Origin of the sequence: Saccharophagus sp. K07, from assembly GCF_014336955.1 — a bacterium.
Lineage (GTDB): Bacteria > Pseudomonadota > Gammaproteobacteria > Pseudomonadales > Cellvibrionaceae > UBA5868.
Map to the genome: position 1 here is coordinate 1,123,471 of NZ_QRAI01000001.1, position 17,476 is coordinate 1,140,946.

General features: G+C 53.0%; 12 protein-coding genes. 5 read left to right on the forward strand and 7 right to left on the reverse strand.

Going from position 1 to position 17,476, the window contains the following annotated elements:
• Positions 1-73: 73 nt before the first annotated feature.
• The 7 genes from DWB84_RS04830 to DWB84_RS04860 form a co-directional block, all read right to left on the reverse strand.
• Positions 74-2,458: a hypothetical protein gene (locus tag DWB84_RS04830; RefSeq protein ID WP_187408588.1), complete on the reverse strand. Its 2,385-nt coding sequence runs from the start codon at positions 2,456-2,458 to the stop codon at positions 74-76.
• A gap of 161 nt (positions 2,459-2,619) precedes the next feature.
• A complete protein-coding gene (locus DWB84_RS04835; protein ID WP_187408589.1) occupies positions 2,620-4,341 on the reverse strand; it encodes a BatD family protein in 1,722 nt (573 codons plus the stop codon).
• A 4-nt stretch (positions 4,342-4,345) separates the two neighbouring features.
• Positions 4,346-6,229 carry a VWA domain-containing protein gene (locus DWB84_RS04840; protein WP_187408590.1) on the reverse strand — a complete coding sequence of 628 codons (1,884 nt, stop codon included), beginning with the start codon at positions 6,227-6,229 and terminating at the stop codon, positions 4,346-4,348.
• Positions 6,226-7,245 (reverse strand): VWA domain-containing protein, encoded by a 1,020-nt coding sequence (locus DWB84_RS04845; RefSeq protein ID WP_187408591.1) that lies wholly within the window; start codon positions 7,243-7,245, stop codon positions 6,226-6,228. The genes DWB84_RS04840 and DWB84_RS04845 overlap by 4 nt, the downstream gene beginning before the upstream one ends.
• On the reverse strand, positions 7,238-7,774 hold the full coding sequence (locus DWB84_RS04850) for a DUF4381 domain-containing protein (RefSeq protein WP_255428873.1): 537 nt from the start codon (positions 7,772-7,774) through the stop codon (positions 7,238-7,240). Before DWB84_RS04850 ends, DWB84_RS04845 begins: the two co-directional genes overlap by 8 nt.
• Entirely contained in the window at positions 7,774-8,757 is a 984-nt protein-coding gene (locus tag DWB84_RS04855; protein ID WP_187408593.1) for a DUF58 domain-containing protein, read from the reverse strand. The genes DWB84_RS04850 and DWB84_RS04855 overlap by 1 nt, the downstream gene beginning before the upstream one ends.
• Positions 8,757-9,725, reverse strand: coding sequence for a MoxR family ATPase (locus tag DWB84_RS04860; protein WP_187408594.1), 969 nt, complete (start codon positions 9,723-9,725; stop codon positions 8,757-8,759). Before DWB84_RS04860 ends, DWB84_RS04855 begins: the two co-directional genes overlap by 1 nt.
• 266 nt (positions 9,726-9,991) lie before the next feature.
• Here DWB84_RS04860 and DWB84_RS04865 point away from each other — a divergent pair, with 266 nt between their 5' ends.
• From DWB84_RS04865 to DWB84_RS04885, 5 genes are all read left to right on the forward strand, one after another.
• Entirely contained in the window at positions 9,992-14,887 is a 4,896-nt protein-coding gene (locus DWB84_RS04865) for an NAD-glutamate dehydrogenase (protein ID WP_187408595.1), read from the forward strand.
• Positions 14,884-15,132: a DUF2835 family protein gene (locus tag DWB84_RS04870; RefSeq protein WP_187408596.1), complete on the forward strand. Its 249-nt coding sequence runs from the start codon at positions 14,884-14,886 to the stop codon at positions 15,130-15,132. The genes DWB84_RS04865 and DWB84_RS04870 overlap by 4 nt, the downstream gene beginning before the upstream one ends.
• Before the next feature lie 67 nt (positions 15,133-15,199).
• On the forward strand, positions 15,200-16,204 hold the full coding sequence (locus DWB84_RS04875) for a quinone-dependent dihydroorotate dehydrogenase (protein ID WP_187408597.1): 1,005 nt from the start codon (positions 15,200-15,202) through the stop codon (positions 16,202-16,204).
• A gap of 26 nt (positions 16,205-16,230) precedes the next feature.
• A complete protein-coding gene (locus tag DWB84_RS04880; RefSeq protein ID WP_187408598.1) occupies positions 16,231-16,773 on the forward strand; it encodes a DUF2939 domain-containing protein in 543 nt (180 codons plus the stop codon).
• A gap of 148 nt (positions 16,774-16,921) precedes the next feature.
• Positions 16,922-17,461: a pyridoxamine 5'-phosphate oxidase family protein gene (locus DWB84_RS04885; protein ID WP_187408599.1), complete on the forward strand. Its 540-nt coding sequence runs from the start codon at positions 16,922-16,924 to the stop codon at positions 17,459-17,461.
• Positions 17,462-17,476 lie beyond the last annotated feature (15 nt).

The following is a 17,476-nucleotide window of genomic DNA, read 5'->3' on the forward strand; positions in this document are numbered from 1 at the left end:
GGATAAACAAAAAAGCGCTGGTTGTTTAACCAGCGCTTTTTTTATGCCTGTTGCTTGAATCTGGCCGAGATAATCAACGGGTCAGGGTGACGAATTGCGGTGTATCACCATTTAAATCCAGCGCGCTCAGAGTGCCGGTGAACTCATCAATCAATAACAGGTAATTGAACGTTGGATGGAGGACCATTTTGGCCGGAGTCCATACAACCCGCGGTGAAGCGTCTGCGTAGCGATAAACATCCGCGCGTTTACCCGTAGTGAGGTCCACACCGACGATCGCTTTGCGTCCACTATCCAATACCAGCGCACGGTTATTGGTTTTATCAATCACGATTGATTTAGGAATCGACAAAATATCCTCCGCATCCGGGGTCGCGGCTGGGGGAGAGAATAAGCTTCTGGCTCCTGTCGCGAGATCAACCGCAAGCACTGCATTTAAACCGCTATCTATAGCTAACAGTCGATTGTTGTCAGCATCCAAAGCAATTCCGCGCAAATTTTGGAAATTGTTGATGCGGTCAGGAGTGCTCGAGGATGAGAAAGTCGTGGATCGATACTTGTCTGCGAGATCGACCTTAATAATACCGGTTGAAACAGCTACGTATGCGGTATCGGAGGCTGGATCAATCAGTACATCCGTCGCAACTACGGGAAGGTTTAACTTCGATTCCGCTTTTTGCGTGGCGGGATCGTAGGTCAAGAATGCGCCGTTGGCTTCGTTTGCCAAAAGAAGATGCTTCTTGGCTGGATCCCATGCGCCAGTCGTCGGTGATCGCAATATTTGGACTTCAAGGCCATTGGTTTGATTGTTGTTAATGATGGCTTTATGGCCGAAATACAGGTTGTAGGCGAAAACAGAGGAAAATCTCAGGTCGAGAAGATAGGTCTGATGATCGTCGGCCAGAATGACATTTCTGACCAAGCTGTTGGTAATGTAGCCTTTTTTATCTACTGGGCCCGAAGACGCAACGGGGGTGCGAGCACCGGTTTGCATATCAACTCGGAATACCACGTCTTGCGCATCTTCCACCATATAGATCGCGTTGTCGGCAGGGCTATAGTGGAAATTCACAGAGCGGCGCAGTACATAGTCGCCGTTTTCCGGGTAGGCATTTGAGGTCAGAATTTTTGACTTATTGTCTGCGAGATCAATTGATATGATCGATGGATCATAGGGGTTGCGAGAAACTGTATCGTTCAACAGCAATACTTTTTGATTGGCGACATCTATATCAATTTTGTCAGGCAGACGCAGGCTGATATTGCTCCCACTGCTGTTTTTGACGGCGACTAAACTGCGTTTTCCATCGGCAAGCTTGACCTCTAAAAGACGCGCAGCAACTCCGCCTACATCCAACGCATAGAGAACTGATTTGGTTGGGTTGTAGGCAAGAGACTTGACGTTATCCAGTGAATTGCCGGCCCCTTCTTCGGGGAAATATCGGCTGGAAATAAGCGTGCGCTCTCCGGAGGTGAGATTGATTCGGTAGATGATTTCTCCCTCTTGTACGGAGACCGCATCTTCAGAACCCTCTGGTACTTCTTCTTTGTTGGCGTTGAAAAACTTCGCTTGTGTATCTGCAACAAACGCTACGTCATTGGCGACGATCAATGCTTTAGGCGAGTGAGCAAGATAGATGTCGGTGAAATCCGGAACTGTAAAAACGCTTTGTGCTCCAGTGGTGAGATCAACTTGGATGAATTCAGGATTGGTGTCCTTGGTGCTTTGTCTTCCCTGATAAATCAGCACACGGTTGCGCGCGACGTCTAAGGCCAGTCCGCGGCTATTTTTAATCAAATTGGTCTCTCCTGCTGGCGGTGACAGGACAGAAAGTGCACCACTTTCTTTATCAGCCGCGATCAGCAGATTTTGCGAGGTGTCCAGGATAAGCAATCGGCCATTGGCGTTGTCATCAACCACATCTCCTGGAGTTATGAGATTCGGCGAGCGATCGACAAAGATTCGATCAATTTCATTGACGCCATCTGCGGTTTCTTCGCTGATGACCAATTCATTTTGACCAGGTACGAGAGTCGCAGTGTAAGTCCAGTTCACCTCGTCGCTGGTGGCAGGCTGGCCATTGATTAAAACCTGATTGACGCCAGTAGGGTCCACCACAACTCCGCGCAAGGTGATGCTCTGCTTGTCAGTACGGGAGTAACGCGGCGGGAAGTGAACTCTGACATTGCCTTCGATGATGACACCAGAACTGCTCGATGAGCTGCTTGAGCTGGAAGAGCTGGATGAACTTGACGAAGAGCTCGATGAACTCGAAGTCGATGAGGTGCTAGTGCTGGTACTGGTAGATGAACTGGAGCTGCTACTACCCGTGTTGGAACTACGATTTTTGCTGCCGCTGTCACAAGCGGACAGCAAGCCCAAGGAGCCGAGCAGGATCGCAAGAGCGAAGAAGGAAGAAATCTTGTGCATCAATTTACCTATGGGGCTGTTTACCATGTGGGGCCGTCTAGCAGCTCTGGCAGGAACACCTGAGAATCGTTTTGCAAACCCTGGTGTGCAGCTCTGAGTTTTGTTCGTATGCTGAGCCATCTCACCAAGTCGAGGCGGGCATTGTACGGGGTGATGACACCACAACCAATACCCGGGCAGTTCTGCTTCTAGCTTGTTTTGTATAAAGGTTGTAATCCCGCTTGCGACTTTCCTGCTGAGGTTTCACTCATTCGCTGCGCGGTTCGCGCCAAAAGCGGATAGTTAATCGTGTGATCCCGACCCGCAAATAAGTTTTCCTCCAACTTGCGCAGCTCTCCTTGAACCTCGGGATCCTGTGACAAACGCCCAATATCCGCGAGCAGCAGGCGCTGCTCCGGCCAGCGCCGTTTGGCCCATTCCAGCAGCGCTGTACGGACTGCAAATGCATCCGCACGGTCGCAGGCGCGTCTTAGCTGGCGCAAAGCATCTTTGAGGCTTGCTGGTTCCGGGTCAGATGTGTTCGCGGTCTTTGCTGGTTGCTGGCGACTGTGCCACCAGAAAGCCAAGGTCAGCAGATTGCACACCAGAAGAGCGAGACTGATCCACACCCAGCGGGGATCGGTTTGGACCTGGGGAGCGGATGATGGGCCGCCAACCACAGTGGCAGTGTCTGGCAGAACTGGTGCCGCCTGAGGTGTACTGGATGTTTGCATACCTTCCGCTGGCGCGACCATCAAGGTTCGGGCGGGCAGGGTGGCTTTCTCGACTCTTTTAAGCTCAGTGTTCCACCAGGTGACGCTAACTTCCGGCAGACGCACCTCGCCAGCGGTGGAAGGAACTATTGCAACGCTTTCGACACGTTTGGCGTTTACTCCGTCGGAACTGTAGCTTTTGTCCTGCTCGGGTTTATCCGGATAGAACTTCAGCGCCGAAGTGCCGCGCTCGTCTATCAGCGGGGGAAGTTGTTCCGGCATCACTCCGGCTGCCGTTACTGTGATGGTGCGAGTTATAGGTTCGCCGACGCGGAATTCATCAGGAGAACGGCTCCATTGTTCGGCAATCGTCAGATTGTGGGCTGGCAGCCAAGGGGCCTGAGCCGGGAAATCGTCCGGCTTTGGATTGACGGTAATCGCCAGCGGCTTGGTTCTCACCCGGTGCAACTTGAAGCGACCGCCGCCAAAACCAAAGCGGGCCATGCCGGGTTGGTCGGTGGTGCGCACCGTCCACACCTGCTCGGGAATATTCACCACGCCACTGGCATCAGGAAAGACGGCATAACGAAATTCCGCGACAGCGTAGGGAGTGTTCCCGATAGTTGTCTGGAAATCCAGGCGCGGCAGCTCTTCAACTCGCGCCTGGCTGATATTGATTTGGCCGCTGTCTAGCGAATCGACACTTTGATTGAAATGCAGCCTATAGGTGACGATGAATTGCTCCTGGACGAATACAGTGGATTTGTCCACGAAAGTTTCCAAAAACACATCTTCTTTGCCGCTAATGGGGTCTTTGGCGGGCTCGGTTACGGTGATGGTTATCGCCTTGCTGTGCTGACCTCTAAGACTCAGTGGCGGAATCAGCAGCTGTCCGGTATTGCGTGGTGCCAGGGTCAGGCGCCATTCAGTAAAGGCGCTGATGGTGCCGTTGATAATCGAGTGCTGAGTGGATTTGTGGTTGGAGAGAATATCGAACTGGTTGAGCACTGAGAAATCGGGATCGCTGGCCACCTGGCGACCTTCGTAACGCACGGACAGATTCAAGGTTTCGTTGAGGCGGATATTTTGCCGATCCACTTCTACCGTCAGGCTGTCGGCGCAGACGCGTCCAGCAAACAGCAACAGCAGCAGTGTCAGCAGCCAATGGCTCCACTGAATAGGCTTGTTAGCGCTTGGGGTTTGAGCAGTTTGGTCCATAGTTCTACCAGCGTTGTTCCGCTTCGTTATCGGTAAAGCCGCCGCGCAGGGACTGTCGGCGCTGCATATATTGGTATTTGAATTTGTTGCGCAGCAGTCCGCTCGGATCGTCCGGCACTTTGCGCAGCCATTGCTCCAACATTTGCTCTTCTTCTGTCATGGGTTTGTGCATGGTGTCCGCTAACAGGGGATCACCTTCTTCATTGGCTTGCTCTTCCGTTTCAGTTACGGATCTGAGCTCGTCGTTTCCAGATGAATTCTGCTTCTGTTTCTGCTCCGCCTGAGCATAAGGATTCTCTTCTTGCGCGGCGCTTTCTTCAGATTCCTGACGCTGTGCGGCCTTTTGCGCTTCTTCATCGCTCATTTCCCCCTCTGATTGGTTGCCCGGTTGGGAGTCTTCGGACTGCTGTCCGGGATTGCCGCCTTGCGAATCGCTTTGTTCGCCCTTTTCACCGTCTTCTTGCCCGTCCTGATTTTCGCCATTAGAGCCATTCTGTTTTTGTTGTTTTTGCATTTCTGCTAGCTGACGGGCTATCTCCCGGTTTTGTTTTGCCTCGGGAAAATCCGGCTGTTGCTGGAGCGCCTGATCATACGCTTTTAAAGCTTCTTCAAATTGGCCCGCTTGGGTGAGGGCATTGCCTCTGTTATACGCATTGGTTGCGTCGCTGTTTGCGCCAAATTCATTGGCGGCAGATTCGTAATCGCCTTGCTCGTACAAAGCCGCTCCTCGCCTGTCCGGTGTGGTGAAACGAGTTGCGGCCTCGGCCTCGCCCTTTTTCAGGTCGCGCGCGGCCTGTTGGTCCTTGGTCAACCACAGGTCATCCCAGGAGAGCGCACTGGCCTGCGGGCTATAGCCGAGAGGCAGGAACACTGTCAGAAAGAACACAAAAATCCAGCCGCGCCGGAAAGTCCAGGCGACAAAAGGAATCAACAGCAGCGCCAGATACTGGCCGTGTTCAAACCACTGGTCGAACACCCGATCAGTACGCCGGGTGGCGTTGTCGGTCAGACTTGGCGACAACAGTTGTTCCAGGGTTTCGATATCGCTGTTGGTAGTCAGCATGGGGATATAGTAGGCCTGATGATCCGCAGCGAATTTCTGCAGTTGGTCTTCATTAAGGCGCGCCACCACCATCTCTCCACGACGATTTTTCGCAAAACCGCCATCCGGTAGTGGAATGGGGGCGCCATCGCGAGTTCCTACACCCCAGAAAGTCACTTGGTGGGGGATAGTGCGCAGATTCTCTCCTATAACTTGGAAGGCGCTCGGCTCGATTTCATCGGTGAGAAACAGTATATGGCCGCGCGGAACTCCGCCGTCTTTAAGCAGTTGGGTCGCCATGCTCAATGCCATTTCCGGATTGCTACCCACGGTTGGCAAGGTTGTCGGGCTTAGTGCCGGCAACAGGTTAATAATGGTCTGGCGGTCGTCGGTGAGTGGCGTGACGGTATATGCCTCACCGGAATAGGCAATCAAAGCGACTTGTCCTTCCTTGCGGGTTTGCAACAAATCGATCAATTTCAGACGTGAGCGCGCCAGGCGCGATGGTTTGACATCTTCGGCCAACATCGAAGGCGAGAGATCCCAGCAGATCACCAGCGCTTGGGTGTTGCGTTCCACTGGCTGCGGAATTTTCTGCCATACAGGCCCAGCCAAGGCTATGACCGCTACAGACCAAAGAGCCAGAAGCGCAAAAAGCGGCCATTGCCGCTGCCGTCCGTGAGCCTGATCCAGCAGGAAGGGCAACAGAGCCGGGGAGATATAACGCATCCACTGCTGGCTTTGGCGTTGGTGACGCAGGAGCGTTACGCATAACAACAGCGCCGGCAAAAGCGCCAGAAACCAGAGCGGGCGGAGAAAATGGAAATCGGCGAATGTGGCCATCATACAAGCCGTCCGTTCGTTGATCCCAACTGAAACACTCCGCTGAATACGCGAATCAGCGCGAGCAGGAAGCTGCCGAGCAGAGCTGCCGCCAGTGGCCAATAGAAGAGGGCGCTGATTGGGCGGAACACGTCTTCTTCTTGCTCTATGGGCTCCAGACGATCCAGTTCGGCGTAGATGCGAATCAGCTCTTCCGGATTGCGCGCGCGGAAATATTGGCCGCCGGTTTTGTCAGCGATATAGGTCATAGTCTCTTCGTCGAGATCGGCCGAGGGGTTCACTTTACGCCGGCCGAACAGCGTCTGCTGAATCATTTCATCCGCGCCCAGGCCGATGGTGTAAATCTTGACCCCGGCCAGCCGCGCAAGATCCGCAGCGTGACGCGGATCGACTTCGCCTGCAGTGTTGGCACCGTCGCTGAGCAGAATCAAAACCCGGCTGGATTCCGGACGTTCGCGCAGACGTTTTATCGCCAAACCGATGGCATCACCAATCGCAGTCTGCTGCCCGGCAAATCCCAATTGCGCTTCCTGCAGCAGAGTTTGCACCGTGGTTCGGTCGAAGGTCAGGGGAGCCTGCAGATAGGCGTTGGTGCCGAACAGAATCAAACCGAGTCGATCGTTTTCCCGTCGTCGCACAAAGTCACTGACAACAAACTTCACTACGTCAATGCGCTGCAGGTTGCGGTTTTGAAACACCATGTCCGGTGTTTCCATACTGCCGGAGATATCCACGGCCAGGAGCAAGTCGCGACCCGTGGCTGGCAATTGCACGGGTTCGCCCACCCATTGCGGGCGCGCAGCGGCGGCTACGCAGCACAGCCAAATCAAAACCAGAAGAAGCTGTTGCAACCAATGGCGGGCAGCGTGAATACGCCCTTGTTGCTGCATGCCAGCCAGTTGCTGAAAGAAGGGCACGCGCAAGGCGGTTTCCTGGCGGGTGTTGGGTGGTACCAGAAAATAGATCAGCAGCGGCAGGGGTAGTAACGCAAACACCCAGGGCCAGGCGAATTCAAACATGGGCGCCTCCCGGATTGGCATTGCGTTTATGTTTTTCAATCCAGCGGCGCGCGCTCTCGAGCAATTGAGCGCGTGGACAAGCCAGATCGGGTTGATAGCCGCCGTAGGCAATTGCCAAAGCCGCGTCACCTTCGAATACGGATTGAGAGCAACAGTGGTTCAGCCACAGTACCCAGGCTTCGCCGAATGCCTGATTAATGGCAGTGGATTGCGCAGGGTAAGCGCTCAAGGCAGTGCGTTTTAATAAACGGTTAACTTCTGTAGGCAATAAATCATCCGAGCAGCTGTCCAGTCGGTTGAGCAAGGCAAGCGCCTGGCGACGGTACAGGCCGCGAAGATAGTGGCGGCGCCAGCTCACAATTCCCCAGATCAAAAGGGCCAACAGCAGCACTGCGAGAACCCACCATCCCGGCGCGGGAGGCCACCAGCCCACCGCAGGTGGGGCGATGATGTCGTGCATTTGTTCTATCAGCTGCTGCGGGTTCATAGGCGAACCGCCCGGTTGGGGCATTTGCGCGATCGGTTGCATCACGACTTACCTCCATCCGTGCGGCGCGTTTGTCGCCGCGGACTGAATAAATCCTGGGCAAAGGCTTCCACTGTCTGATTCACCGGCGCATGAATATATTGCACGCCGGTGTTATTGCAGCTCTGGCGCAACTGATGCTGATGTTGTTCGAACGCAGTCAGAAACGGTTCGCGCAGGGTGGAGACATCGACGGTTACTCGGTCGATGCCATTGGAGATGGCGAGACTGCCAGCGGCGGGAAGGCTGCGTTCCAGTGGATCGTAAATATGCAGCGCCATCACATCCGAACGTTTGGCGAGATGGCTCAGCGGCTCTATGCACTGGGGTGAAAAGTCATGGAAATCGGACAGCAGAATCACCAGGCTTCCGGGGCGGGCAATGCGGCTGGTTTCCGTCAGCATATCGCGCAGGTTAGTACTGTTCTCCGGCGCTACAGGACTGGTGAGACGGTGATTAAAAGCGACCAGCTGGTGCAATAAATCCAGAACCGCGTGCTGAGTGCGGCGCGGGCGTATATCGCCCTGTTCGCGATCACTGAACAGCAGAGCGCCTATGCGATCGCTATTGTTGTTGGCAATCCAGGCGACTACCGCTGCCACTTGGGCAGCGAATACGGATTTGAAGCAGATTTTGCTACCGAAAAACATCGGTGAGCGCTGATCCACCATTACAAAAATAGGGCGTTCGCGCTCTTCCTGAAACAGCTTGGTGTAAGGGGCCTGCACCCGGGCGGTGACACGCCAGTCGATGGTGCGGATATCGTCGCCGGGCTGGTACGGTCGCACTTCGGAAAATTCCATACCGCGACCGCGATAGCGTGTGCGCACCGATCCTTCCAAAAGTGCCTGACTGCGTTTACGCGTGCGCAGGGTCAGATCGCGACTCAAATGGCGCAGACGGATCAATTCATCCACCGAGGTATAAACCCCGGCGGGGCGAGGGGCCGTTTGGCCAGTATCAGTGGGAGATGAGCGGCGCAGCATCAAAGCACAGGAACATGCTGAAGCAGTTGATCGATCACTCGGTCCGTGTTCTGGCCACTGGCTTCCGCTTCAAAGCTCAACAGCAGGCGATGGCGGAAAACATCATGCAGGACCGCCTGTACATCGTCCGGGCTGACAAAGTCTTTGCCGGCGAGCCAAGCGTGGGCGCGAGCGCAGCGGTCGAGACTGATGGTCGCCCGGGGGCTCACCCCAAATTCAATCCAGCGGGCGAGCTCCTCACTGTATTGCTCGGGCTGACGGGTCGCCGCTGTCAGTTGCACTATGTATTCCTCTACCGCTGGCGCCATATGAATCGCCAGAGCCTCCTGGCGCGCTGCGAACAATACTTCCTGACTGACTTCCGGTGGCGGCTCAGGCCGGGCTTGACGGGTGTTGGCTTCGGCGCGCGTCAAACGCAGGATTTCCCGCTCTGCTTCCACCGATGGGTACGAAACTCGCACATGCATCAAGAATCGGTCTAACTGGGCTTCCGGCAGTGGGTAGGTGCCTTCCTGCTCGATGGGGTTCTGGGTTGCCATCACTAAAAACAGCGCGGGCAATTTGTAGGTGTGTTTGCCGACGCTGATCTGGCGCTCGGCCATGGCTTCCAACAGCGCCGACTGCACCTTTGCGGGAGCGCGGTTGATTTCGTCCGCCAATACCAAGTTGTGGAAGATCGGCCCTTTTTGGAATTCGAAGGTGCCGGTTTCCGGGCGGTAAATGTCGGTTCCTGTGACATCGGAAGGCAAAAGGTCCGGAGTGAACTGAATGCGGTGGAAGTTGCCTTCGATAACGTCCGAAAGCGTTTTGATAGCCTTGGTTTTTGCCAATCCGGGTGCACCTTCTACCAAGAGGTGCCCATCGGCGATAAGGGCGATCAACAAACGGTCGATCAAATGAGGCTGGCCGACGATCTGGCCGTTCAGCCAGGTCTGGATAGTGGATACCGCTTCACGTGTTGTAGCCATGTTTTTATCCGTTCTGTTGCGCGGCTGACTGGCCGACGCAAATCAATTATGAGGAACCTTAAGTAACGAACCTTAGAAACAACAAGACCGCCGTAGACTGCGGTCTTGTTGTTGAGTTCCGAGCCAGGCCTCGCCGGGGAGCGGCGGGCAAATTGGCTATGCTATGTAAGGGCAATATTAAAAGACTTCAATAGAGGCAGAAACCGCAATGAGAGAAAAGGTTTTTGTCGCGCGATGTCCAATAAATTTTTGGGGAGAGGGTTCTCATGACAATCAATTTACCTATAACCACACCAGACGCCGCGGAAACTGCACGTTTGGGGTTGCTTGAGCAGGTTCTCACCTTTATCGACAGTCGGAGCAATCAACAGGACGCTCAACTGTTCCGTCAATTTGTCCGCATCTTTTGGAATCAATTGAATATTGAAGACTGGCAGTCCCGCGAGGTCTCGGATATTGCTGGCTGCTGTTATTCCCTTTGGTTGGCTCTGCGCAATACCAGTCAGGCCGTCTACGTAAAACTTTTCAATCCGAGTCTCGAAGAAGATGGCTGGCTGTGCAACGGTTCGGTGGTTGTTGTGCGCCAATTGGATATGCCGTTTTTGGTGGATTCTTTGCGCTTGGAACTCAACCGCCGCGCCTTGCCGATTCATTTGATCAAAAGCACCTTGATCAATGTCGCCCGTTCGCCGGATGGTGAGGTGCTCGATTTACAACCGATTCTGCAGCAACCACCACCGAATACCGGACACACTTGGCAGCAGGAGGCGGTGATTTTTCTCGAAGTTGGTGCCATTCCTTCGGAAGACGAACGACTTGAAGTTCAGAGCGCTATAAAAGATGTGTTGGCAGAAGTCGCCACCGCGGTGACTGATTATCAAGCCATGCTGGAGCAGGTGCAGTCGCTCAAGGAGAATTTGTGCTACGCGCCGGACAAAGCTCAAGCGGAAGAATGCCGCGCATTTCTCGACTGGTTGGCAGACTCTCATTTCACGTTTTTGGGTTCGCGCGTTTTTCATTTGCAATCTCCTGCGGATAATCTGCAGCTGCGCGAAGTTGAATCTCAACGCCTGGGCATTTTCCGTCGCCGCTCTGACGATATTTCTCAGCAAGGTGAAGAAGATTTTTATCACAGCACGGATTTAATTTCGTTCAGCAAAGCTTCCACGCGCTCATCCATACATCGAAGAGTTTATCCGGACTATATAGTCGTCAAACGTTTTGCCGAAAATGGCGAGGTGATTGGCGAGACGCGTTTGCTCGGTTTATTTACTTATGCCGTGTACAGCTTGAGCCCGCGCCTGATTCCGCTGTTGCGGCAAAAGGTTGAGCAGATTCTCAAACGTTCAGGCTTGGCGCCGGTCAGTCACGACGGTAAAAATCTGGTACGTGTCATCGAAAGTTTTCCGCGGGACGAGCTTTTTCAGTCCGACCTGGAAACCCTGTTTCAAACCATTATGGGGGTGACTCGCATTAATGAGCGGCGCGTGGTGCGACTCTTTATGCGCAACGATCCGTTCGGCAAATTTGTTTATTGCGTGGTTTATGTGCCGCGCGATATTTACAACACGCGTGTGCGTCTGAAAATTGAAAATCTCATTAGTCAGGCGATTCAATCGGAGCAGTGGGATTCCACCACACATTTTTCCGAATCGATTTTGGCGCGCGCCTATATGGTTTTCCGTCTGCGCGACGGTGTAACCCCCGAATACGATCCGAAATTTTTGGAAACAGCAGTTGTTGAAATTTGCCGCGGTTGGGACGACCGATTTGAGGCGGCATTGATCGAAGCTTTTGGAGAGGCCAAGGGTTTGCAATACCGCCGTCAATACAGCGGCGCGTTCGGTATGGGTTACCAGGAAAATTACGATGCGCGCGCTGCGGTGAAAGATATTCAAATGATCGACACGCTCAAAACCGAGCGCGATATCGCCATGCTGTTCTATCACCGTGTGGGAACGGCGGAAGATCAGATGGGCTTCAAGGTGATGCAGTTGCACCAGCCACTGATTTTGTCGGAAGTGATTCCGGTGCTGGAGCACCTCGGCCTGCGCGTATTGGGCGAACATTCCTACAAAATTTCCCGCAGCGACGGTGTTGTTATTTGGATGCACGATTTCCGCTTGACGCTGAATCTTTCCGTTAATTTGGACGTGCACGCTGCCAGCCGTCTATTCGAACAGGCATTCGCTGCAGTGTGGCATCAACAGGCGGAAGACGACGCATTCAATCGCCTAGTGCTAGGCGCGCGTTTGAGCTGGCGCGAAGTCGCCATGTTGCGCGCTTACGCCGGTTATATGAAGCAGACTACATTTACCTTCAGTCAGGATTACATTGCCGAAACACTGGTCAATCAGTCGGACATCACGCGCAATCTGGTGGCTCTGTTCAAAGCCTATTTTGATCCGCGCATCAACGCGGATCAAAATAAATCCGAAGCTCGTGTGGAACGCCTGAAAGAAAAAATTCTGCAGGCACTCGATGGAATTCAAAACCTCAACGAAGACAAAATCCTGCGCCGTTATTTTGAGTTTATCAATGCGACTCTGCGCACCAACTTTTATCAGAAAACCGAGTCTGGCGAAGATAAGGATTACATCTCATTCAAATTTAGTCCGCGAGAGATCAGCGATATTCCGGAGCCGCGTCCGCTGTACGAAATTTATGTGTATTCACCGCGCGTCGAAGGCGTTCATCTGCGCGTGTCCAAAGTGGCGCGCGGCGGTTTGCGCTGGTCCGATCGTTTGCAGGACTATCGCACGGAAATTTTGGGCTTGGTGAAAGCGCAGCAAGTTAAAAACTCGGTGATTGTTCCCAATGGCGCAAAAGGCGGATTTGTCGCGAAAAAACTGTATTTATGCAATTCGCGCGATGAAGTTCAGGCCGAAGGTGTCGAGTGCTACAAAATCTTTATCCGTGGCTTGCTGGATTTGACCGACAATTTCCGCAATGGTGAATTGGTGCGGCCGCAGAGTGTTTTGTGTCGCGATGAGCCAGATCCCTATCTGGTGGTAGCGGCGGACAAAGGCACCGCATCATTTTCCGATATTGCCAATGCGATTTCCTTGGAATACGGCCATTGGTTGGGCGATGCTTTTGCCTCCGGCGGCAGTCAGGGATACGACCACAAAAAAATGGCGATTACCGCGCGCGGCGCCTGGATTTCCGTGCAACGGCATTTCCGCGAGCGCGGCATTGATGTGCAGAAGGAGCCTTTTACCTGCGTCGGCATAGGGGATATGTCCGGCGATGTATTCGGCAACGGCATGTTGCAATCGCGCTGCATTAAATTGGTTGCCGCATTCAACCACCAACATATATTCGTCGACCCCAATCCCGATCCAGAAAAGTCCTACGAGGAGCGGTTGCGACTGTTTAAATTACCGCGCAGTACCTGGGCAGATTATGATGCGTCCTTGATTTCTCGCGGTGGCGGTGTGTTTTCCCGTACACAAAAATTCATTGTGATTACGGAGGAAATGCAAAATGTGCTGGGTATTGAAGAAAAACGACTGGCGCCGACGGAATTGATCAGTGCCATTTTGCGCGCGCCCGTGGACTTGTTATGGAACGGCGGTATTGGCACCTATGTGAAAGCGACGCGTGAAAGTCACGCAGATGTCGGCGATAAAAATAATGACGCGGTGCGAGTCAACGGCGCGGAATTGCGCTGCAAAGTGATAGGCGAGGGCGGCAATCTCGGTATGACGCAGTTGGGACGTGTCGAATATGCGCTTAACGGCGGTGCCTGTAATACGGACTTTATTGATAATTCAGCTGGCGTCGATTGTTCCGACCACGAAGTCAATATCAAAATTTTGCTGGACGATATGATTGCCGCCGGCGATCTCACCGTCAAACAGCGCAACCAGTTGCTCAGCGATATGACCGATGCGGTAGCGGATCTAGTGCTGCTGGATAACTATCGCCAGACATTTGCACTTACCATCGCCCAGCAGCAGTCGTTGGGACGTATGCGTGAATACGGCCAATTTATCCATTATTTGCAGAATTTGGGTTTGCTGAATCGCAAACTGGAATTTTTGCCGAGTGATGAAGAACTGGCTGAGCGTATCAATAAATCTCAACCGCTGACACGCCCGGAAATGGCGGTGCTGCTGTCCTACGCCAAAGTGATGTTGAAAGATGCTTTCGGCGAGGAAAATCTCGCAGCAGATCCTTATTTGCGCAGAAGTGTCGAAAAAGCTTTCCCGGCGCAGTTGAATGAACTCTATCGCGAGCAGGTTTATCGCCATCGCCTGATGCGCGAAATCGTCGCGACGCAGGTGGCCAATGATCTGATCAACACGCTCGGCATTACGGCGGCTTATCGCTTGCAAACCAGTACCGGCGCGCCTCTAAAAAATATCGCCCAGGCGTTTGTGATCGCCAAAGATGTTTTCAAAATGGATGCGTTCCAGGCCTATCTCACGCAGTTGGACAACCGCGTTTCTGCCAACGAGCAGGCGGCCATGATGATCAATATGGAGCGCCGCGTGCGCCGCGGTACGCGCTGGTTTCTCGCCCGCGCGCGCGGTCGGGTGGAAAGTGAAGCCTATGCTCCAGAGCGCGAAGTGGAATTGTTTCGTCGCGGCGTGGAGGACGTCAGCCGTTCGCTCGAACAGGCGTTGAACGGCGAAACCCGGGATGCATGGCAGGCGCGCTGTGATCGCTATAGGGAGCTTGGCCTTGCGGACGAGTGGATTCTGCAATTAGCTATGCCGGACAATTTATTTTCCGGCCTTTGCATTACCGAGGTCGCTCGTACGACGGGAATACGGGTTGCCGAAGTGGCAAAAGTTTTTTACGCCCTGCACGACAAACTCAAACTGGATTTGTTGGCGACGCGTTTGTCCGATGTGACCATCGAAACCCACTGGCAGGCGGTTGCACGTGAGGCTTATCTGGAGGATCTGGAATCGCAGCTGCGCGTCATTATGAGCGCGCTACTGCAGCGCTATTCCGTCGCTGAAGCGGTAGCCGGATTGGACGGATGGTTGAGCGATGACTCCTCGTGGCTGAAGCGCTGGCTGATGATGGTGAATGAAATCCAAAATGCCCGCTCAGGAGACTTCGCGCTGTTTTCCGTCGCTATCCGCGAGTTGATGGAGCTGGCTCATCTCAGCCGTGGGGCGCTCGGACAGGTTGAGGCTAAGGCATGAACGAACCGGAGATTCGCACCGTCACAGTGGCGGTCCGCCTTTCCGCAGACGAGTATCTGCGCTACTACCGGGGCGCTGCGCGTAATGTTTACGCGCGCGACCTGCAAGGCAAGGTGGTGCAGTTTCCGGCAAACCTGTTGCAGCGCTTTGTCACCACCGATGGCGTCGACGGCATTTTTGAGATTGCGTTCACTCCTGCGGGCAAAATGGTCGATATCCGACGTCTGGGGCCGAGCAATGGCTAAATCCTGGTGGCTCTGAAGCGGCAGAGCCACTAAAATTCGCGCCTTTCCCCCACTTAGTGAGCATTCTATGTACGGCCTAGCGAAAAAAATCCTGTTTGCCATGTCCCCGGAAGTCAGTCACGAGTTGGCGCTCGATTGGTTGGGGGCGGCCCAGCGCACAGGATTGCTTAAGTTGTTCTATTCGCAGCCAAGTCGCCCGGTGGAAGTGATGGGGCTGAAGTTCCCCAATCCGGTGGGGCTTGCCGCGGGCCTTGATAAAAATGGCGACTATCTCAACGCTCTTGGCGACCTGGGTTTTGGTTTTGTCGAAATCGGCACCGTGACTCCCAGACCTCAGCCCGGCAATCCACAACCGCGTTTGTTTCGTCTGACCGAACACAACGCCATCATCAATCGCATGGGGTTCAATAACAAAGGTGTTGGCCATTTGGTCGAGCGGGTGAAAAAGCGCACTTACCAAGGTATTCTTGGTATTAATATCGGCAAAAATAAAAATACGCCGGATGAGCAGGCACTGGATGATTACCTGATTTGTTTGCGTGCTGTATATCCTTACGCGGACTACGTGACAATCAATATCTCTTCGCCAAATACCCCTGGATTGCGCAGTTTGCAGTTTGGTGAATCGCTCGAAAAATTAGTGGTCGGAATTAAAAGCGAGCAAAAAATTCTCGCGCAACAACACGGACGCTATGTGCCGATTGCGGTAAAAATCGCGCCTGACATGACTGACGATGAAATCCGCGAAGTTGCCGCCACACTACAACGTCATCAAATTGATGCGGTAATCGCCACCAATACCACACTTTCCCGTGCCGGTGTCGAAACATCCCCCCATGCCAATGAAGCCGGTGGTTTGAGTGGCGCACCTGTGCGCGATGCCTCGACCCATGTGATTCGCGTATTGAGGGAGTTTCTCGGTGATACTATGCCGATTATTGGGGTTGGCGGCATTATGAGCGGCGCGGATGCCAAGGCAAAAATCGAAGCGGGTGCTAATCTGATTCAGATATATAGCGGATTTATTTATCGCGGTCCGGAATTGATCAAAGAGTGTGTAAACGCTCTGTAAAATTTGGTGTGGTTTGGGATTAGCCAATGAAAAAGCTTTTTATTCTGGTCGTAGTGCTACTGCTGTCGCTGGGCGGCTATATTGTTGCAGGGCCTTATATCACAGTATCCGCCATCCAATCCGGTATTGCGGAAAACAATCCGGAAAAACTGGAGCGTTATATCGATTTTATTGAGCTGCGCAAAAACATCAAGGCTCAGTTGATCGCCAAAATGGAGGAGTCCGATCGGGAAAGTGAAAAAAATATTTTTTCCTCTCTTATGTCAGGAATAAAGGCCAAACTGGTCGAAAGCATGGTGGAATCCCTGATAACACCTAAAGGATTGGCGAATCTCGTAGAAGGCAGAAATGCGGTAAAATCTTTGACGGCAGACGATCCTACCCCAAAACAAAATGAAGCCGAAGAAAAAGAAAATATCTTCAAGGACGCACGCTTTACCTATGATTCAGTTGATTCCTTTTCCATTCGGGTTCCTACCGAAGGCAACGAAGAAATACGCTTTGTGCTGCAGCGTCAAGGGATATCCTGGAAGCTGGTGAATTTGATCCTGAATCAAAATGTCAATTAAATAATCGATACGAAAAGAGGCTTGGATGACAATTCCAAGCCTCGCCCAATGCTCTTCTTAATTCCTCTGCTCTTATTAATTCCTTAAAAGTCCATTCTCGCCCAAAAATTGCATCGCACTCTGACATTTCATTTGTTGGAGTAGAGCCATGGCAACTTTTAAGCGAAGCGATCTGGATAACCAGCACGACGATCTTCAGGGGAAAGATGCCCTAGATAAAGTGCGGGAAATTGCTGAGAAAAATCGCGTCTGTTTTTTTGTTACTCACGCTCTGGATAAAAACTCAAGCGGCGCGCGGCCAATGACGGTAGCCGACGTCGACGACCAGGGCAGTCTTTGGTTTATCAGTGCAATCGATACTCATAAAGATCAAGAAGTGCAACAAGACTCGGATGTCAGTTTGTACTTTCAGGCCCCAGATCAGGCGGATTTCCTAGAATTGCGAGGCAGAGCCTTTGTTTCTCAAGATAAAGCACGAATCCAGCAACTTTGGGAGCCGCGCATGAACGCTTGGTTTGACGGTGGTAAGGATGACCCGCGTGTTTCTGTTATTAAAGTTGTGCCAGACGAAGGTTATTACTGGGACACCTATAAAGGTGGATTCGCATCCGGTGTGCGCATGCTGGTTGGAACTTTTTTGTTGCAGGAAACGCATCCAGACTCAGCCGAGGGGCAATTACGCATTTGACTCGAAAGGTTTCGC

Bases quoted from the DNA above. Each gene is read 5' to 3' on its own strand.
- DWB84_RS04830 (WP_187408588.1), bottom strand. From the start codon at position 2,458: ATGGTAAACAGCCCCATAGGTAAATTGATGCACAAGATTTCTTCCTTC.
- DWB84_RS04835 (WP_187408589.1), bottom strand. From the start codon at position 4,341: ATGGACCAAACTGCTCAAACCCCAAGCGCTAACAAGCCTATTCAGTGG.
- DWB84_RS04840 (WP_187408590.1), bottom strand. From the start codon at position 6,229: ATGATGGCCACATTCGCCGATTTCCATTTTCTCCGCCCGCTCTGGTTT.
- DWB84_RS04845 (WP_187408591.1), bottom strand. From the start codon at position 7,245: ATGTTTGAATTCGCCTGGCCCTGGGTGTTTGCGTTACTACCCCTGCCG.
- DWB84_RS04850 (WP_255428873.1), bottom strand. From the start codon at position 7,774: ATGCAACCGATCGCGCAAATGCCCCAACCGGGCGGTTCGCCTATGAAC.
- DWB84_RS04855 (WP_187408593.1), bottom strand. From the start codon at position 8,757: ATGCTGCGCCGCTCATCTCCCACTGATACTGGCCAAACGGCCCCTCGC.
- DWB84_RS04860 (WP_187408594.1), bottom strand. From the start codon at position 9,725: ATGGCTACAACACGTGAAGCGGTATCCACTATCCAGACCTGGCTGAAC.
- DWB84_RS04865 (WP_187408595.1), top strand. From the start codon at position 9,992: ATGACAATCAATTTACCTATAACCACACCAGACGCCGCGGAAACTGCA.
- DWB84_RS04870 (WP_187408596.1), top strand. From the start codon at position 14,884: ATGAACGAACCGGAGATTCGCACCGTCACAGTGGCGGTCCGCCTTTCC.
- DWB84_RS04875 (WP_187408597.1), top strand. From the start codon at position 15,200: ATGTACGGCCTAGCGAAAAAAATCCTGTTTGCCATGTCCCCGGAAGTC.
- DWB84_RS04880 (WP_187408598.1), top strand. From the start codon at position 16,231: ATGAAAAAGCTTTTTATTCTGGTCGTAGTGCTACTGCTGTCGCTGGGC.
- DWB84_RS04885 (WP_187408599.1), top strand. From the start codon at position 16,922: ATGGCAACTTTTAAGCGAAGCGATCTGGATAACCAGCACGACGATCTT.